This window comes from Mesotoga infera (assembly GCA_011045915.1).
In the GTDB taxonomy this organism is placed as follows: domain Bacteria; phylum Thermotogota; class Thermotogae; order Petrotogales; family Kosmotogaceae; genus Mesotoga; species Mesotoga infera_D.
Genome location: DSBT01000242.1, coordinates 1 through 18,418, shown reverse-complemented (window position 1 = coordinate 18,418; position 18,418 = coordinate 1). Strand labels below are relative to the sequence as shown.

Genomic DNA, 18,418 nt, shown 5'->3' with positions numbered 1-18,418 from the left:
GGAGAATGCCCCGCTTCAGTTTTGATAAGTCTGGAGTCCCCTTTTTATCTTACTCTTCATCAAAAGGAATAATAAAGCTGTCGTTAGGCAGATCCACAAAATCTGGAAAGAAAAACCATCCCATTTTGAGCTCAGGTTTATAATATCCCGTAACGCTACGAATGACCAGTAAGTAGGAGACCAGGAAAATATCCAATGCGCTCTCTCTGGAAGTATGAAAGCCAACATTACGGGCATAAGCAGAAGCCAGCCGCTAATCTTCATGTTTGCAATTCCGCTCATTTGAGAGGATGAAACCACACCGATAAGAAAACCGACAACTACTCCGATTATCGAGCTCACAACGCTAACGATAATCAGCTTCAGATAGTCGATGCTGGGAATATCGAATATCAAGGTCGCAACGAGCGCATGGAATAGAGGTATCACAATTCCCATGACACTTCTGCCAAAAATTAGTTCGTTCTTTGTGATAGGAGTTACCATGAGAGCCCTCATAGCTCCGGACTCTTTTTCTTCTATTATGTTGAATCCAATAACCATACCGCCAAGAACAAAAGAGATAATGACTACAAAGCTGAAACCGAATACCGTAATCGGAGGAACGAGTCTTCCTCTATTGCTCTCTTCCACTTCGAGAGATTTCCATACATCGAGTTGAATTCCAGACAAAATCAGTTTTGCAGCTCCTTCGATTTCCTTCGATTCGTTTCCTTGAAGAACGAGGTTATATGATTTTCCGTCATGATATAGGCCGACAACATCGCTCGTGCCTCCGACTCTTTCTTTCAATTCGGCTTCAGATACAGCGAATTCAATGTCGCCGAACTTCTTTAAGGTCTCCGCAATCTCTTCTTGCCCGCTGATTGTGACGAAATTCAGAGAAAGATTATGAAACCCGGGAGCAATTACCCTGAAGAAGAATGAAAAGATGATTGGAGCAAGGAGTATATATATCACCATCTTATCCCGGCTACCGTTGACAACATCGATTCTGAAGATATTGAATATTCTCTTAATGCTCATCTCTCCATCACCTAACCTTTTCTCAGTCGGAGTTTGTAGGTCGTCACTGCAATCAGAAAAGCGGCAGCTGCTTCGATCGCAACTAGAATCAAGCCAGAAATCTCAGATGAACTGAACTCTGGAAAAACCGCCCCCTTTAAAGCAAAAAGGATGGGATAGGTTGGAAGAATTCTGAGATACCATGGAGAAAAGCCTTCTGAAAAGTACGATAGCATAGGCAACGTGAAAATCACTGTCAGAGCAAGCATAGCGGCCATTGACTGAGATAAATTCCTGTAGAAGCTTGCCACTGTGAGGGAGACAGAAGTTGATAGAAAGCTGCCGACAGCAACTATTATCATGAGTTTGGAGTAATCGGCCTCAAAGCCCACGACCAGAGGAGTGAGAATGAAAGCGAAGATAATTCCCAAAAGCGCAAGAAGTATTACTTTCGCTCCCAGGTATTCCCAGATCTTTCCGGGTGTCACCGAATATGCGTGGAGAGTCTTTTGCGACTTCTCACTAAATACCATTGCAAAGACCATTATCATTCCCATCATCACCGCTTCGAACATCAAGAATATGGGTAAGAAGGACTTGTTGAAGGGGATATTATCCGATCTGCTTGGAATCTCTTGAAGGTACTCAATGTTACTTTCAGAGGCAAATTCATCATTAGGACCAGTCAAAAAGGTTGCAACGAAGAGTTTAATGAATTCTTTGGTCTCGGCATCTTCATGGCCCTGGAAAACGAGTTCGACCGATGGAGAAGATATACTGCCTCTGACAATAATTCCGATGCTGTTGAATTTCCCGTCCATTATTCTATTCATTTCGTCCCGGCTTTCTACTATGGAAAGTGAGGCCTGTGATTCACTGTAATCGAGATCCAACATGTTCGGCAGTTCGTCATTTTCAGCTTGCAAGACCAGTTCGATGTTAGTTGAGAGATCTTCGGGGATCAAGAAGGTCATCAAGAGGAAGTAAGCTATCGCCAGTCCCACCGTCAACAAGAAGAAGTGGCTTCTCCATCCAAGTTTGACTTCCTTCAAAACGTTTTTGAAGAGTCTCATTACTTCAACTCCTCTCCAGTAGCCTTTATGAATATCTCTTCGAGAGTGGCTTCCTTAGAGTGAATCGTCTCGATTACTTCGGAGTTGATCAGAGAATTCAGTCTTTCTCTGTCAGTCGGCTGGGTAAGAGAGATGCTTTCCTTTCTGAGTGAGCCATTTGCTTTGTACTCTAGTTCTACGAGGCGTTTCCCGTACCTCAGTTTCAAGTTTCTTGGAGAGTCAATGAGGGAGATCTCTCCAGAAACTATAAATGCCACTCTATCACATAGTTCATCCGCTACATGCATGTTATGCGTTGTTAGGAATATCGTCGTGCCTTCCTTGTTCTTTTCTTTGATAACCTTCCTTATTGACGCGGAAGTCGAGGGATCGAGCCCCGATACGGGTTCGTCAAGGAACCAGATTTTCGGACTGTTGATGAGAGAACGGGCAAAGACAAGTCTTTGCTGCATTCCCTTCGAGTACTCCCCTGCCTTCCTTCCAGCAGCGTCTTTTAGACCGACCATTTCCAGTAAACTCATTGGATCTGCTGTGGGTACATCGTAAAGGCTGGCGAAGTATTCAAGGTTTTCGAGACCCGTCAGCTTGAGATAAAGATTCGGATTTTCGAAAGATACGCCGATTCTGTTATAGAAGGCTGAGGTGGCTTTTGAAACATCGACATCCATAACCCTTGCAGAGCCTTTCTGGAGAGGTAGTAGGCCGGTCAATATCTTTTGGGTTGTCGACTTACCTGCCCCGTTGGGACCCAAGAAGCCGAACACTTCACCTTCTTTCACTTCAAATGAAATGCCCTTTACCGCATATTCCGTATCATTACCGTACGAGTAATAGAGGTTATTGACTTCAATCATGGTCTTCTCTCCTTTTCATACCGTATTCAAGCAACTTGATAAGTGAAAGATACTTGTCTCTTGCTCGTTCCGAAAGCATTCCTTCACTGTCGGATCTGACCATTTCGCTAAGCGATAGCATGAATGCAGTGATGAGCTTAGCCGTCATTTCTGGATCGACCCACTCAGCGATCTCGCCGCTTTCTTTACCCCGCTTAATCAAAGAATTTATCAGATCATCGCTTGAGGGAGCGTACTCTCCAAGGATTTTGTTCATCAATGATTTGTTGGTGACCAAGTCATCGCTGATTTTTGAAAGCCGTGGATCATCCTCGGCCATCTTGATACCGGCCTCAACCATAATTTTCAGAATCTCAAAAATGCTTGATCTTTCAAGAGAGTCTCTAATACTGGTCATAAGCTGCATCTTTTTTTCGAAGACAATGTCCAGAACACACTTGAAGATATCGCTCTTGTCTCTGAAGTATTGATAGAAACTGCCTTTAGGAATGGAGGATTTTCTTACTATTTCATTTATCTTGGCGTTTTCAAAACCATTCTCGGCAAATTCATCTATGGCTGCCTCGATTATTCTTTCCTTCTTTTCATCAGACAAATTGAAAAAAGTCTCTGTAGGCACTCACTCATCTCCTAATGACCACATAGTCACATGACCGATCAGTCATAGTATACACTGCAAGAGGTCTTATCCCTTAACATGACCGAACGGTCATGTTAAGTCGAGATTAAAGAGAAGATCCTGTGACGGGCCGATTTTGTTAGATCTCATGAAGGTTCTCTTCTAAAACTCGGTACTTCAGAAGGCATCTGTAGAAAATCAAGAGAAGCGAACAATCAGTTGATATTGAGTTGATATATTACTTGTCAATCGCGACAGACTGATAATCACTGGAGAATAAAAAAGAGAGCGGCATCCCGCCGCTCTCCAGAGAAGATTCTGCTTACTCAAGAACGTCAATAGTTATTAGTTTCAGAGGAATGATAACCTTTGGTTCGACGCTTGCGCCGTTGATGATTCTCTGTGCCGCTATCACTGCCATCTGCATCTGCAGGTAAGGCTGCTGCTGAACTGTTGCAACCATTTCTCCAGCCTTAATTGCAGCAATTGCATCGTCAGTTGCATCGATTCCGACGATCTTGATTTCATTCAGCCTTCCTGCTGCAATCGCAGATCTCACAGCACCAAGAGCCATTTCGTCATTGTGACCGTAAATTCCATCCAGAACAGGGTTCCCCTGAAGAATGTCGTCAGCGACTCTCGCACCTTCTTCCCTTGAGTAATTTGCTGTCAGTGACGCAGCGACTTCGATACCGGGGTACTTCTTCATCTCGTCCATGAAACCAGCTTGTCTGTCTACTGCCGAGGGCGCGCCGGGAATTCCTTCAAGAACTGCAACTCTTCCCTTTCCGTCAAGCGCTTCTGCCATTGCTATTGCAGCAAGCATTCCGGCTTCTTTATTATCAATATCAAGGTGCTGCGCCACAACTCCTCCATTCGAAGGTCTTGTAACTGTAATTACCGGGATTCCAGCCGCATTTGCTTCCAGAACTGCCGATACTATTGCATCTGAATCAACTGGATTGATGATAAGTACATCAACCCTTCTCGTTATAAGATCCTGAATCTGAGCAAATTGAGTTTCCGGTTTGTCTTGTGCGTCTAGAACGATCAGTTCCAACCCAAGTTCACTTGCCTTTGCCTCTCCACCCTCTTTCATGGTTACGAAAAAGGGATTCGCCAGCGTGGAAACTGAGAATCCAATGGTCTTGGCCGCAAGACCAGTTAGTGCCAGCAATCCAACCATCAAAACTACCAAAAGCATTCGTTTCATGTTACCCCTCCTTTTTGATAGGTAATCTTAATCACTACGTTTTGCCAGTACGGCAACGAGTATTATGACTCCTTTAACGATTTGCTGAAAGAACGATGAAACTCCAACTAGATTCATTCCATTATCAATAACACCTATTACCATGGCTCCCAGGAGTGTGCCTAACACGGTTCCCACTCCTCCTGAAAGGGAGGCTCCGCCAAGTATCACCGCAGCAATGACATTCATCTCAAGCCCTTCTGCGGCATTTGGTTGCGCCGATAGCAATCTGGAAGTTATGAGAATGCCACCAAGGGCGCTCATGAGACCGGAAATTGCAAAAGCAAGCACCCTGTATTTCTTAACGGGAATAGCCGAAAGCCTTGCAGCCTCCTTATTAGCTCCGATTGATTTCATATACACTCCATGCTTTGTTCTGTTCAAAATGAAGAATGCAAGAAGAAAGACTCCGGCCGCAATTATCGTTGAAACCGGAACCGGTCCGAGATAACCGGCACCCATGATTCCGAAATTTGAAGGCAATCTCGATATGGGTTTCCCGCCCGTCCACACTAACGCCACTCCACGCGCAATTCCCATCATTGCAAGCGTTACTATGAAGGATTGAACCTTTCCATATACAGTGAGCACACCGTTAGTTAAACCTATACCAACTCCAAGAGCCAACCCCGCAATCACAGCCATAAATATTGAGCCTGTGACAGTCAGAACGGCTGCGGTTGCAACTCCTACCAATGCCGCGGAAGAACCTACAGAAAGATCTATCTCTCCAGTTAGAATGACGAAGGTCATTCCGATGGCGACTATTAGGGTTATCGACACCTGCCTGGTTATATTCAGCAGATTTCTGGAATTGAAGAAGAAGGGAGATATCACTGAGAAGACTACCATCAGGATCACAAGAATTAGAATCAGCCCCAACTCTCCTTTGAGCATCTTCAGAAATTTTGCCCAAAACGCAGATCTATCCGTTTTCTCGATATTGTTTTCCATCTGCCCTAACCTCCAAGTGCCAGTGTCAATAACTGCTCTGTCGATGATTCTTTACCGAATAACTCTCCTACTATTTCACCCTTTCTTATAACAAGTATTCGATCACAGATCGCACTCATCTCTCTGAACTCAGAAGACATTATTAGAATTCCCGTGCCGCGGTCGGCAAGATAATTTATCAGAGAATAGATCTCAGTCTTTGCGCCAATATCGATTCCGCGGGTCGGTTCATCTAGAATCAGGACATCGGGTTCACCGCATAGCCACTTCCCAATAACTACTTTCTGCTGATTACCGCCGGAAAGATTTTGAACTGCCATCTTTATGTCTAGCGGACGCACTCTCAACTTTCCAGATGTATCCTTTGCGAGCTGCGACTTCTTCTTGTTGGAAATTACCCCTTTGCTAATGGCAAGATCGATATTTGCAACACAGATGTTGTGCTCTACATTAAGCCTTAGAAAAAGGCCTTGGCCTTTTCGATCCTCAGGGATGAAGGAAATGCCGCGTTTCTTTGCATCATCAGGCGACTTCAGACTTACAGCCTTACCTGCGAGCGAAATATCACCCTTCAGAGACCTGTCTGCTCCAAAGAGTCCAAGTGCTAGCTCACTCTTTCCAGAGCCAATTATTCCCGTAATTCCCAGTATCTCCCCTTTTCTAAGAGAGAAGTTGATTGGAGCAAACATCTTTTCTGTTCTGAACTCTCTCACCTCAAGGAGTATATCTTCTGACGGGGTCCCTTCTCGAACGGGAAACTCCTCTTTGAGCGTTCTTCCCAGCATTGATTTGACAAGCGTCTTCAAATCTACCGAACGAATGTCGAATGTTCCAGCGTTCTGGCCGTCTCTTAATACAGTCGCCCTATCACAAACGCGAAAAACCTCATCTAGGTGGTGAGATATGTAGACCATGTTTACTTCTTTCTTCTTCAGGTCATCCATGATCTTGAAGAGTGTGTCAATCTCCGCTCTGCTCATCCCGGTTGTAGGTTCATCCAAAAGAAGAATATTCGCATTGATAGAGAGAGCTTTGATGATTTCTATTATCCTTTTCTGGCCAAGTCCCAAGTCGCCCACAAAAGCACTCGGATCCACAGCAATCGCAAAGGAGGAAAGATACTTTGCCGCTTTATCCAAAAGCTCTCTCCTTTTGATGGAGCCAAAGAAAGACTTTGTTGGCTCGTGGCCAAGGAAAATGTTTTCTGCAACCGTAAGGGAGTCTACCAGACTGAGCTCCTGATATATTGCTCCGATTCCTTTGTGTCTAGCATCGACAGGGTCTTCGATCGTCACATTTTTTCCTCTCACTTGAATAGATCCAGAATCCATTTTGTGGACGCCGGTAAGGATTTTGATTAACGTTGATTTCCCGGCGCCGTTCTCCCCAAGAAGCGCGTGGACTTCGCCCTCGGCGAGTTCGAAGCTTACATTTTTCAGTGCGTGTATGCCTCCAAAAGATTTATGGATTCCTTCGAGTTTCAGCACAGTTTCAGGCACTTCTTACACCCGCTTTCCCAGCAAATCCCGTACGCTCTCTGGCGAAGGGATAGAAGTCTGGGCGCCGGAAGTTGTTGTACTTAACGCTCCAGCTGCATTTGCCCATTCGAGAGACTGTCCAAGGCTTTTACCTTTTGAAAGGGCTGCTGCCAGCGCTCCGGAAAAAACATCTCCTGCAGCAGTAGTATCAACGCAGTTAACTTTGAAGGGATCGAGCTCTATAAAGCAATCTTCATCGAGGCCCACGATGCCCTTTTCACCCAGAGTGACTATCGGCAATCTGAAACCCAGCGACTTGAGTTTCTCAAGAGCATTTCGTGCCGACTCTTTATCGCGTACTTCTATACCGGTGAGTATCCTCGCTTCCGTTTCGTTTGGTTTTATGAGATGAACCAAAGATGCAATGGAAACGGGAAATCCCTGTCTTGGGGCAGGCGCAGGATCGACAATGGTAAACATGCCTTTCTCGTGAGCCAGTTCTATTGCCCTGTAGATAGTCTCTTCTGCTATCTCCATGGTTAGCAAAAGAATTCTTCCCGATTGGAAGAGATCCGAGTTCTTCTCTACATCAGCGGGAGAGAGTAATGCGTTGCTGCCTGGAGTGAATGAAATCGAGTTTTGGCCCTTCTTGTCAACTCGTATCATTGCTATTCCGGCTGTTCTTTCGGGATCTCTGAGAATTCTGGAAGTGTCGACTCCCTTTTCACTCATCAAACCAACCAACTCTACGCTGAATCCGTCACCGCCGAGTTTAGTGAACATCTGAACCTTGGCGCCATTCATTGCAGCCGCAACCGCCTGATTGCCACCTTTACCGCCCGGATAGGTACTGAAGTTGTCAGTAATAACTGTCTCACCTGGCTCTGGAAGGCTCTCCATTACCATAACAAGATCCATATTCATACTTCCCATGCACAGAATCTCTCCGTTGAAGTCGAAATCAACCATCTTTAGCCTCCCTTCGAAGAGACTCGACACTTTTCATGAACTTCTTCACTCTGTCGGGGTCCACAGGATTCTTCCAGTTGTTCTCCTTTTTGAAGTAACTGCCAACAATCGCTCCATCAGAGAATTTCAGTAACTCACTCGCATTATCTTCCGTTAGGCCGCTACCGATTATCACGGGAACACCAACGGTATCGCTGAAACTCCTTACTTTCTCAGCATCGGGTGCTTGTCCTGTTTCAAATCCCGTAACTATTAGTACTTCTGCGCCTTCAGACTCTGCATCGTGGGCCTGTTCCTCCACACTTCTGTCTGAAATGATGAAATGGCTTCCATGCTTGACATTGACGTCGCACATGAACTTGACGTCTTCTGCGCCGAGGAGTTTTCTATATCTTGCGAGTTCTGCCCCGATACCTTCTGTCAAACCGGCGTGAGAAACATATGCATTCACCCATTCGAAGACTCTTATCCATCTGGCTCCTGCTGCAACAGCCGCTGCAAGCGAAACCTTCCCTCCATTGAGATGGCAGTTCACTCCCACTGGAATTCTTACGGCTTCCCGAACCTTCTGAGTCGCCACTGCCAGGGCTGCTGAGGTTTCATGACCGATCTTCTCACCCTTGAGATAAGGGAAGTCCCAGATATTCTCTATTTGAAGTCCGTCGACACCGCAATCCTCCATGGTTCGCGCCTCTTCAACGGCGATCTTGATTATTTCCTTCATTCCAAACCTGGCAGAATCATATCTTGGCGAACCTGGGAGGGGACGCAGGTGTATCATTCCAATAATGGGTTTGTCGATTTCGAATATTTCTTCAAGAACTTCCTTGTTTCTTTTCACGATTACCACCTCTTTGTCTTTCGGCGCAGCTGCAAAACAGTATCCTTGATCGATGAACAGAGAAAATATCTAGAAATCTACTCCGGAAACGAGTATGATGTTCGCGTAGGGAGTGAACTCTCCTGTCTTCACGAACACTTTGACTTCTTTGCCTTGGAGACTGCCATTTAGAACTAGATCCTTAAATTCTGGATGAGGGATATTCTCTTCTACTATGTCGTTCCCCTTGTTCTTGATTTGCGAAACAATTTCCTTCAGTTGTGAATAGATTTCGGGGCTTACCGATTTAGTTTCGTCAGCGATAATTACCTTCTCGATTTCAAGTTCCTCCAGTACGACCTTAACGACATCTACGAACCTGGGGAGATCCCTTCCTACCGATACATCGATGCAGATTGTGTTTTCGTGCCTTGGAAATGGAAACCCTCTGTCTGTAATAACTAACATGTCGCCGTGGCCAAGTCTTGCCACTTCTCTTGCAAGATCGTTGTGAAGAATACCCTTTGTCTTCATTCCTTCACCTCCATTGATTTGTCATATTTCAGTTGATTCCCTCACTATAAGCTGTGAATCCAGCTCCATCTTTCTCGTGTGGACATCTTCCCCACTTTGCTTCTTCATTATCTTCTCAAGAAGCAACTTCATTGCTGCCCTTCCAGCTTCATACTTTGGCTGATTCACAGTCGTCATCGCCGGGATTACTAGTGACGAGTAAAGAACATTGTCAAACCCTGCGATGGAGATATCTATCGGAATCTTTAAACCATGCTGTTTTGCTGCCTCGATTGCCCCCCACGCCATCATGTCATTCCCGGCAAAAACAGCAGTAGGTCTGTTCTTAAGTTTCAATATTTGCTGCTTCATTATCTTGAATCCGTCTTCATATTTGAATCCACCGTAATAGATTCTTATATCTCCTTCGCGTATTCCATCTCTCTCGAGCTCGCTACAGAATCCCTGAAGCCTTCTAACTGCGCTGGGTACGTCTCTTGGTCCTGCTATGCAGGCGAATCTTCTGTGGCCTTTGTCTAGTAAGTGTCTGGCTAATTGAGCAGAACCTTTGAAATTATTCGTGTATATTACGTCAATTAGCGGATTCTCGATTGTGAGATGCCTGTCAAGAATCACCATGGGCATTCCATCTGAGAGATCTGCCAGAAGCCCCTCTTCCATTCTGGGTGCAACATTGATCACACCATCAACTCCGTGGCCAAGGAAGGAAATCAACGTCTCTTCTTCTCTGTAACTCTTTCCGTCGCTGTTGCAAAGAAACATCTGATAATCGTGATCGAGGGCAATGCTTTCCACGCCTCTTGCAATCTCTGCGAAGTACGGATTAGTTATATCTGGAACCAGAAGTCCAACCAGAAATGACTTTCGAATTTTCAGACTTCTGGCAATTTTACTTGGTCTGTACTGAAGGGCGTTTATGGATTCAAGGACAGCGCTCTTCAGTTCAGGACTCACGAACTTCTTCCCAGATATTACATTTGATACTGTGGCGACCGATACTCCAGCATGTTTGGCAACATCTTTCATATTAGCCATTTCATCGACCCTCACTCGATTTCTAGTTAAACGTTTAGTTAATCGTTTAACTACAGTGTATCATGCATGAACTTGTATTCAAAACCCAGTTATGTTTGAATGAAAGCAGTTATCTTTGAAGGAGGGTGATTAAAATAGTTTTGCTAATAAAATCGCAAGTATTCAATGTGGAGCCTGCTTATTTCGACCAGCGGGTGCAGGCGAAATGATAGGATAATTTGAAGGTTTGGCTTTGCAGAAGCAGAAAAACTAGTCAAACGAGAACTGTTAGAAATCGCATTCGGCTTAGTGTTTGTGGAAATTGATCAGATCGTATTATAATGTATGAGGTTTTTGTAGTATTATTGCACAGAAGTCATCGCGGGAGGTGGTTATGTGAGCTCAGAGAAGAGGCTTTACAAGTCCAGAAAGGACAAAGTGATAGACGGTCTGGCTGCAGGAATAGCAGAGTATCTTGGAATCGATCCGGTGATAGTCAGGTTGGTGTTCGTAGCGCTGGTTTTCGCAGGCGGAGCTGGCTTAATAATATACATTATTGGCATGTTTATTGTACCCAGGGCTCCTATAAACAGTGAAAACAATGTTGTAATAATGGATGAGGAAGGAAAGCCGATTGAAGAAGGCGAGAAAGCGGGTATATCCGATGACAAGAGCAAACTGATAATTGCAGGAATTCTCATAGTCTTCGGAATAGCTCTCCTATTGGGATCCTTCACACCGTGGAATATTTTCAGCGGTGTTTTCTGGAAGCTGGTTATTGGAGTGGTTCTGATCGCAGGCGGAGGTTTTGTCATTTACAAATCCATCAGCAGGAGATGATTCTATGAAAATCGCGATGGGACTGATCTTCGTATTAGTCGGGGTCTTGCTTATTTTCGGTTTATTTACCGGTGACACTCTTCTAAATGCTTTTGTCAATCTTGCGAATTACTGGCCGATTATCCTTGTGTTTGTTGGATTTAGTATTCTCTCAAGTATAAAGGGACTGAGATGGATCAGGTATCTGAATGCCTTGCTGATAATAGTCTTTGTGTTATTCATCTTTTTCTGGCCGTCTCCGTTTCTGTCTGGCGAGAGAGCGGTGAAGGATACTGCAACCCTTGAGGCTTTGGAATCATCCAGGAGTATCGAGATTCAGTTAAACCTTGCGATGGCTAACATCACCGTTGAGGCCCTGGAAGAAGAGGCATCGTCAACGGCTGCCGTCATCGATTACACTGTGCGTGGTTCGAATCTCAGGATCGAAGAGGACAAAACTCAGCTATCTCAGAAGTTTGTGATCAGGCCAGATTCAAATGTTTCGTGGTTAGGAACAAGTACGATTGTGATGAAGTTGAACCCCAATTATAACTATATCCTGAAGTTTGATAGCGCGGTTATGAACAGCAGGTTCAATCTGGGAGAACTGAAAGTTGACGAACTGAAACTTAACGGAGCAATTATTAAGGCAGAGCTCGATATGTCTGAAGTTGGACCCACAGACATAAGGGTAAATGCGGCGATAATCAACTCTGAGATTTCTGTCCCGGATAATATCAGATCAATTCTGAGAGCAAACGCCGCGATCAAGAATGTCAAGACGGACCTGCCATACACAGGTACTGGGGAGTATGTATTTGAGGGCGAATCCTTTGACTTCAGCTCTTATCTCTCATTTGAAAGTGCAATCTTGAACCTGAAGGTTTCAGACTGAGGCGATCCTCAGAACTTTGTCGCAGATAGAAATTTCCATGGGAAGACTTCCGATAACTTCTCCGTCCATCTGAATAATGACGTCTCTGTCGCTCCTCACGGAGATGTTTTTGGCTGTCCGATAGCTAACGGTGTCAACTGATAGATGCTCACCGCGGTAGATTTTTGGAAAGTGGTAAAGCAAGCGAAGTTTAGACATCTTTGACACTCCCACAACATCAACAAGCCCATCGTCCACAAGAGCTTTGGGCGCTATTCTCATTCCTCCGCCAAAGTAGTTTCCATTGGCCATTGTAAGAAAGAAGAAACTGCCGGAGACTTCTTCCCCGCCGACAATGTAACTCAAAGGATAGGTCTTTGAGGTTATGTACTCTATCAGAAAGGAGAGTAGATAAGCCATCTTGCCGCTCGTCTTGAATCTTGATTTGTTCATTCTGTCTGTAATTGCGGCATCGAACCCCGCTCCGATGACATTCACTGCATACCTGAGGGACTTGTTGCCCTTGAAGTCCTTGTAGAAAACCTTCAGTAAGTCTACTTCGCGTGTTTTCTTTCCTGAAGCGATCTTGACCATTGCCTTGTAGTCGTGTTTGAGATCGATAGCTCTTGCAAAATCATTGCCAGAACCGATGGCGATGATTCCCACTGAAGCTCCAGACTTGCCAGCGATCATTCCGTTCACAATCTCGTTTAGTGTTCCGTCTCCTCCGACACTGATTATCCTTTCGTAATCAGAGTTTCTTGAAACATAGTCCATAGCATCTCCTTGACACGCTGTCACATGGAGGTCATAGTCACCGATTTCATCACGAATCAATGTAGAGATACTGTTCTCAAAGTCTCTGCCGGCTTCACCGTGGCTAGCATTTGGATTAACTACTACGAGCGTTTTCAATCCGTTTACCTCCGCCTATGCTTCAATGGTAGATTCTATCACAAGTTTTCAGGTCATTGATTCAAGTCTGTGAACTATAAAGGAGGCCACGTCTTCTGCGAAAGTTCCCGGACCGAATCCAGCATCGTATCCCAGTTCTTTTGCAAGCTCATGAGTTATTCTTGCTCCGCCGGCTACCAGGATGACTCTCTTTCTAAGGTTTTCGGCTTCAAGAAGCTCAACCAGCGAAGTCATATTCTTGAGATGAACGTTCTTTGCTGTGACTGTTTGCGATATTAGAATGGCGTCTGCACTGAGTTCGATTGCCTTTGCCACCAGTTCCTCGTTCTGAATCTGACTGCCTAGATTATAGGCATCAATATTCTTGTATCGCTCCAGTCCGTAATGACCTGCAAAACCCTTCATGTTCATTATCGCGTCGATTCCTACTGTGTGAGCGTCAGTTCCGGTACTAGCTCCTACTACAACAATCTTTCTCCTTATTCGCTCTTCAATGAATTTGTCGACATCGTCCATTGACATTTTCTCTAATGCAATCTTTGGGACCCGGATTGATGTGTAGTCTAAAGTGTGGGAGGACTCACCATAGGCGACGAAGAAAGTGAAGTCAGATGTCATCTCCTTTGAAAAAACAACCTGTGGGTTCTTCAACCCCATTTTCCTCATCAATAACTTCGCTGCCTCATCGGCTTCGGGACCAAACGGGACAGGAAGGGTGAAACTCAGCTGAACTTTGCCGTCATTCATTGTATCCCCATATGGAGTTATTCTGCTCAGGTCGATTTTCGAGACTCTCTCCTCTTTATTTACTGAGAAATCATCCATTTTGTCTTCCTCCAAGCATCTTCTCGATAAATGGGTTTCTGTACATGGAAGCTTTTTCGACGACTCCGTCCAGTCCCTTTCCACCATGCTGAGACCGTTTGACATTGGCAAATGTGCCTTTTTCAAGCGCTTCAAACAGACCTACGGAAGCGATTTCTCTAAGTAGGGCCAGAGCTTCGTTGAGCACGGTTGAGGCTCTTGCCTGGATAATGCCATCTTCTTTGAATACTATCTCATCGCCAAGATCACGTAAATTGCTGAAAATGTAGCGCGCATTCTCAATCGCAAGATACCTGTCACTCATGAAAGGAGTGTGAATTGCTTCGGTAAGCATTCCAAGGAGTTGAATGCCTTGATTAGTCATGATGGAAATCACATTGAAAAGAGTATCCTGGGCGTAACCTCTGAAAATGTTTCCTGTCATGAACTTTGTAGGAGGCATGTATTTAAGTGGGGCCTTCGGAAATATCTCCCGGCTCATCTGCGCTTGAGCGAGCTCATACAGGAAGCCGTTTTCTATTGACGGGTCCATTTCAAAGGCATGTCCGAGTCCCATCTGCTCTTCAGGAATTCCGGCCATCAGCGCCAGCCTTTCGTTTATGAACTGGGAAGCCAGAACCGTGTGGGCTTCTTCATAGGCATCGGCAGTAGTCAGGTAGTTATCTTCACCGGTATTGATTATTACTCCGGCGAATCCATTAATAACCCTTGAAAAGTACTGGTCGATTATTGTCCTCTTCATGTTTATGTCTCTGAACAGGATGCCGTAAAGGGCATCGTTCAGCATGACATCAAGTCTTTCAATAGCTCCCATTGCCGCAATTTCCGGCATGCAAAGTCCGGAGCAATAATTGCAGAGCCTGATATATCTTCCTACCTCTTCTCCAACTTCATCAAGCGCAGACCGCATTATTCCGAAATTCTCTTGAGTGGCGTATGTACCCCCAAAACCTTCTGTCGTTGGTCCATATGGAACGTAATCAAGCAGACTCTGGCCAGTAGACCTTATTACTGCCACAATATCTGCTCCCTGCCTTGCGGCTGCCTTTGCTTGTACTACATCTTCATATATGTTTCCCGTAGCTACAATAACGTAGAGATACGGTTTTCTCCCTTCACTAAGTTCACGAATCAAAGATTCGCGTCTTTTGCGATTCGACTGAATTCTCTCAACTGTCTCACTCACCAATTCATCGATAGCGTCGAAAACTTCATTTTGGGGCCTATAATCGATGCTTCTGAGATCCATTCTTCCTCGAGAGATTTCCTCAGCAATCCTCTGCGGAGTTAGGCCGGTTACCAGCAAGGCATTGCCAACAACGTATGCAGCACCTTCCTTTATCAGATTTGCTGATTTGAGGTGATCTACGACAATATTCGGCATCGGAACTCCGTAATCGTCGACTCCATCTATACCCAACAGCCGACAGACCGCTCTCTCGACGCTAACCGTAGTGTGTTGAATAACGAAATCATGAATGTCGCCGGAAATTGTTTCGGCGTAATCCCTGGCCTCCGCAACTTTTCTCTCGTCAAGATTCAATTTCCCTTTCATTCACAACCTCCCTTCATCTTTCTTATGATAAGCTGGATAAACTCCCTGTCAAGTCCCATTAGACGGGCGATTGTTATTGCCTCTTTTGGAAAAGACTCGTTACTTCCCATTTCTACAAGTGAGTGATCCACGTAATAAGAGACATCCCTGCCCTTTTCTTTGATTATCTTCTCGTGATCGACACCTTTAATTATGAACATCTGGGCCTCCTCAATGCCTAGCGCCTCTTCATAGTGAGAAGTGAAAACGGATCGACATTTTTCGCTTCGGTAAAGGTACTCCGCAGAAGCCATGAGAAAGGCTGGTCCTTCAACTGGATTTGTGCTTCTTCCTATTTCGTCGAAAAGAAACAGGCCGCTAGTATCGGAATCGACAGTTTCTATTGCCTTCCTAATATGTTCGATTTCTCCTGCGAACGAAGAAAGCCCGTCAACGAAAGACTGCTTGTCACCGCTGAAATAAATGACCGTATCGTATACAGGAATGAGTGCATTTCTTGCTGGAACAAAAAGACCATGTTGAAACATTGTTTGAAGGAGTGCTACAGTCCTGAGAAGAACGGATTTTCCGGTCATGTTTCCGCCAATGATCACGACTTTCCTTCCCAGCTTCGCTGAAAAGGGCTGGAATTCCTTCCCGCTCAGGTTAAGGGTTCTAGATATTTCTGGGTTTACGAGATCTTCGAACTCATATTCTCCTGAGCTAATATCCGGCTTTCCCAGGCCAAGTTTTCGATTGAGATCAGTGAGAGCGATTGTGAGATCTATCTTTCCAATAACCTCCATCGCTTCGTCGATGGCTTCGCAGTTTCCTAGAAGTCTCTTTGAAAGCCTAGCTCTTACCCTGCTCTCGATCTCGAAGTCTTCCTGTAGGAGCCGGCTAAGTTCCGATTCCTTATCTTCAACTCCGATGCGCTGAAGCCTGTGAATCTCCTTTCTGATTCTGCCCAGAGAATCATCACAGCAGTCGGAAATATAGAAGCTTTCGGTCCCCGAATTGTCTGGATCTAGAATTGAAAACACAGCAGAAAGATCTGGAAGCTGCATCCAAGAAGCACATCTCCCCAGTTCCTCTCTAAGTTTTCCGCACCAATAAGCCAAGCTCTTTATTTCGAACAGCTCAATATCATCCAGAACAAGTCCCGAAGAGAGATTAGAAATTGTACCCCTGATATCTCTGATTCTTGAAAGAATTACTTTGATGGAAGCAAGCTTTTTTCCTTTCTCAGCCATATCAAGCTGTCTTTGATGAGATTCGTTTATCTCGTTTGCGTCGTTCATGAAGTGTAGATTGCGTAGTTGCTCTCTCCCCATGGGAGTTATTGGGTCGATAAGCGAGATTATGTATTCAAATCCGCAATCTAGATCTTTCACTTTAGAATCTCCTCCATAACATTGACAACGGGCACATCAATCTTCTCCTCGAGTGATCTTATCAGTTCTCTTGAATGAAACTTGAATCCTGTTGGAGAAAATGGATTCACAGTTACTGCGATAAGATTGGCAGGATGAAGAACTTCCAGTCGACCGCCAGCTCTTTCATACTTCATCAGGCTTCGTTCGTCGACAAAGATCCGCGAAAAATCCTTCACCACCACTCTCGTTCCTCTTTCTGACAGAGAGAGAAGAACGGAAGATGTCAGCGATCCATCGATGAAGATCGTTTTCCCTGCGATTTTCGCCCTTGGGTACGATGTGGTTAATGCAGAGGAGGACAGTTTTTCGAATGTCCCGCCGTTCTCTATCCACACTCCACCCTCTAGTGAGAGCATGCGATTCAGTAGCTTCGGTTCAGTTGCCTTTAGCGAGATCAACTTGACGGCAAAGAGAGTCTTTCGGCACAATTCCTCCATATTCATTGAAAGTGCCGCACCTGTCGCGAGAATTATTCCGTCGGAAACAAGAGGGGCTCCTGGACTCCTTCGTGACGTCGAACCATCTATCAGAATTCTTTCGCAGCCATATGATTTCAAGATACTTACCGCTTCAAGAAGATACTGCAAAATCGATGGTCCCGATAAAATGACTTTTCCATCGGTCTCGGCTCTTGCAAAAACAGTTTTTCCAAGAGGGGATCTGTAATCCTTCAGATCAATTACGGTAGCTGAAAACTGTCGATTTCGGAAGTCTTTCTCAGACGTTGCAAAATACGTTCCTCTTCTTAGACTTATCTCGGGTTTTTCATTAAGATATATCTGGTCTCTTCTTTCGCCTTCAAGACCGGTCGATGTAACTCCTACAGTAATCCCCTTTTCTCCGAATTCCTTCAGCAACTTGTTCAGCACCACTGTTTTGCCTGTGTTTTTCTCGAGGCCAATTATCGATACCACTCTCAGATTCTCAGTTAACAGCGAAATGCTGGTCGGGCTCTTCATTCTCCCGTGAAAAGCAGGAGGGCCTCACCGTCAACGGCCTTCTCTCCGTCATTTTTCTCGACAGTTGTCTTTACTACCAATCTCTTTTTCTCAGTGATTTTCTCCAGGATCTCTATACTTATCCTCACTTCCTCTTCCAGGAAAATGGGTTTCAGAAACTTCACTTCCTGTTTCATATAGATGGAACCTGGTCCCGGGAATTCATTTCCGAGAATGGCCGAAATTATTCCTACCGAGAGCATACCGTGAGCAATTCTTCTGCCAAACCGCGAGTTTCTTGCAAACTCATCGTCTGTATGAACGGGGTTCCTGTCCCCCGTCAATTCTGCAAAGGAATCCACCATGGCTGAAGTGATTCTTCTATTGGTAGAGAAGCACTGGCCTACAAAGAAATCTTCGAATCTCATCTCTTCACCTTCTTCTCCTTCCACTTCCTTATTCTGTCTCTTCTCTGGAGTGCCGTGGGCTCGAAACTCATCGAATT

Annotated in this window: 19 protein-coding genes; 2 read left to right on the top strand and 17 right to left on the bottom strand. The window is 45.0% G+C overall.

What is annotated here, in order from left to right; translation table 11 throughout:
* Positions 1 to 15: 15 nt before the first annotated feature.
* From ENN47_08350 to ENN47_08300, 11 genes are all read right to left on the bottom strand, one after another.
* Complete coding sequence (locus ENN47_08350) at positions 16 to 1,026, bottom strand: ABC transporter permease (GenBank protein ID HDP78178.1); 1,011 nt, start codon at positions 1,024 to 1,026, stop codon at positions 16 to 18.
* An 11-nt stretch (positions 1,027 to 1,037) separates the two neighbouring features.
* Positions 1,038 to 2,078: an ABC transporter permease gene (locus ENN47_08345; protein ID HDP78177.1), complete on the bottom strand. Its 1,041-nt coding sequence runs from the start codon at positions 2,076 to 2,078 to the stop codon at positions 1,038 to 1,040.
* On the bottom strand, positions 2,078 to 2,932 hold the full coding sequence (locus tag ENN47_08340) for an ABC transporter ATP-binding protein (GenBank protein HDP78176.1): 855 nt from the start codon (positions 2,930 to 2,932) through the stop codon (positions 2,078 to 2,080). The genes ENN47_08345 and ENN47_08340 overlap by 1 nt, the downstream gene beginning before the upstream one ends.
* The gene (locus tag ENN47_08335) at positions 2,925 to 3,551 is read right to left on the bottom strand and encodes a TetR/AcrR family transcriptional regulator (protein HDP78175.1); all 627 of its coding nucleotides are present in this window, start codon (positions 3,549 to 3,551) and stop codon (positions 2,925 to 2,927) included. Before ENN47_08335 ends, ENN47_08340 begins: the two co-directional genes overlap by 8 nt.
* Before the next feature lie 322 nt (positions 3,552 to 3,873).
* Complete coding sequence (locus tag ENN47_08330) at positions 3,874 to 4,764, bottom strand: D-ribose ABC transporter substrate-binding protein (GenBank protein ID HDP78174.1); 891 nt, start codon at positions 4,762 to 4,764, stop codon at positions 3,874 to 3,876.
* 27 nt (positions 4,765 to 4,791) lie between these two features.
* Entirely contained in the window at positions 4,792 to 5,757 is a 966-nt protein-coding gene (locus ENN47_08325) for an ABC transporter permease (GenBank protein ID HDP78173.1), read from the bottom strand.
* Between the two features lie 5 nt (positions 5,758 to 5,762).
* A complete protein-coding gene (locus ENN47_08320; GenBank protein HDP78172.1) occupies positions 5,763 to 7,256 on the bottom strand; it encodes a sugar ABC transporter ATP-binding protein in 1,494 nt (497 codons plus the stop codon).
* 3 nt (positions 7,257 to 7,259) lie between these two features.
* Entirely contained in the window at positions 7,260 to 8,204 is a 945-nt protein-coding gene (gene rbsK / locus ENN47_08315) for a ribokinase (protein ID HDP78171.1), read from the bottom strand.
* On the bottom strand, positions 8,197 to 9,045 hold the full coding sequence (locus ENN47_08310; GenBank protein HDP78170.1) for a BtpA/SgcQ family protein: 849 nt from the start codon (positions 9,043 to 9,045) through the stop codon (positions 8,197 to 8,199). Before ENN47_08310 ends, rbsK begins: the two co-directional genes overlap by 8 nt.
* Positions 9,046 to 9,114: 69 nt before the next feature.
* Positions 9,115 to 9,558 (bottom strand): D-ribose pyranase, encoded by a 444-nt coding sequence (locus tag ENN47_08305; protein HDP78169.1) that lies wholly within the window; start codon positions 9,556 to 9,558, stop codon positions 9,115 to 9,117.
* 21 nt (positions 9,559 to 9,579) lie between these two features.
* Complete coding sequence (locus ENN47_08300) at positions 9,580 to 10,593, bottom strand: LacI family transcriptional regulator (protein HDP78168.1); 1,014 nt, start codon at positions 10,591 to 10,593, stop codon at positions 9,580 to 9,582.
* A 375-nt stretch (positions 10,594 to 10,968) separates the two neighbouring features.
* Between ENN47_08300 and ENN47_08295 the strand changes: the two genes are divergently transcribed.
* A complete protein-coding gene (locus tag ENN47_08295; GenBank protein ID HDP78167.1) occupies positions 10,969 to 11,412 on the top strand; it encodes a PspC domain-containing protein in 444 nt (147 codons plus the stop codon).
* Positions 11,413 to 11,416: 4 nt separating this feature from the next.
* Positions 11,417 to 12,286: a hypothetical protein gene (locus ENN47_08290; GenBank protein ID HDP78166.1), complete on the top strand. Its 870-nt coding sequence runs from the start codon at positions 11,417 to 11,419 to the stop codon at positions 12,284 to 12,286.
* Here the strand turns inward: ENN47_08290 and ENN47_08285 are convergent.
* Genes ENN47_08285 through ENN47_08260 form a run of 6 tightly spaced genes read right to left on the bottom strand, consistent with a single transcriptional unit; the run spans position 12,278 to position 18,341 of the window.
* A complete protein-coding gene (locus ENN47_08285) occupies positions 12,278 to 13,180 on the bottom strand; it encodes a diacylglycerol kinase family lipid kinase (protein ID HDP78165.1) in 903 nt (300 codons plus the stop codon). The genes ENN47_08290 and ENN47_08285 overlap by 9 nt on opposite strands.
* A 48-nt stretch (positions 13,181 to 13,228) precedes the next feature.
* Positions 13,229 to 14,005: a hypothetical protein gene (locus ENN47_08280; protein ID HDP78164.1), complete on the bottom strand. Its 777-nt coding sequence runs from the start codon at positions 14,003 to 14,005 to the stop codon at positions 13,229 to 13,231.
* Complete coding sequence (locus ENN47_08275; GenBank protein HDP78163.1) at positions 13,998 to 15,560, bottom strand: D-lysine 5,6-aminomutase subunit alpha; 1,563 nt, start codon at positions 15,558 to 15,560, stop codon at positions 13,998 to 14,000. The genes ENN47_08280 and ENN47_08275 overlap by 8 nt, the downstream gene beginning before the upstream one ends.
* Complete coding sequence (locus tag ENN47_08270) at positions 15,557 to 16,933, bottom strand: permease (GenBank protein HDP78162.1); 1,377 nt, start codon at positions 16,931 to 16,933, stop codon at positions 15,557 to 15,559. Before ENN47_08270 ends, ENN47_08275 begins: the two co-directional genes overlap by 4 nt.
* On the bottom strand, positions 16,930 to 17,934 hold the full coding sequence (locus ENN47_08265; GenBank protein HDP78161.1) for a hypothetical protein: 1,005 nt from the start codon (positions 17,932 to 17,934) through the stop codon (positions 16,930 to 16,932). The genes ENN47_08270 and ENN47_08265 overlap by 4 nt, the downstream gene beginning before the upstream one ends.
* The gene (locus tag ENN47_08260; protein ID HDP78160.1) at positions 17,931 to 18,341 is read right to left on the bottom strand and encodes a MaoC family dehydratase; all 411 of its coding nucleotides are present in this window, start codon (positions 18,339 to 18,341) and stop codon (positions 17,931 to 17,933) included. The genes ENN47_08265 and ENN47_08260 overlap by 4 nt, the downstream gene beginning before the upstream one ends.
* Between the last annotated feature and the right edge of the window lie 77 nt (positions 18,342 to 18,418).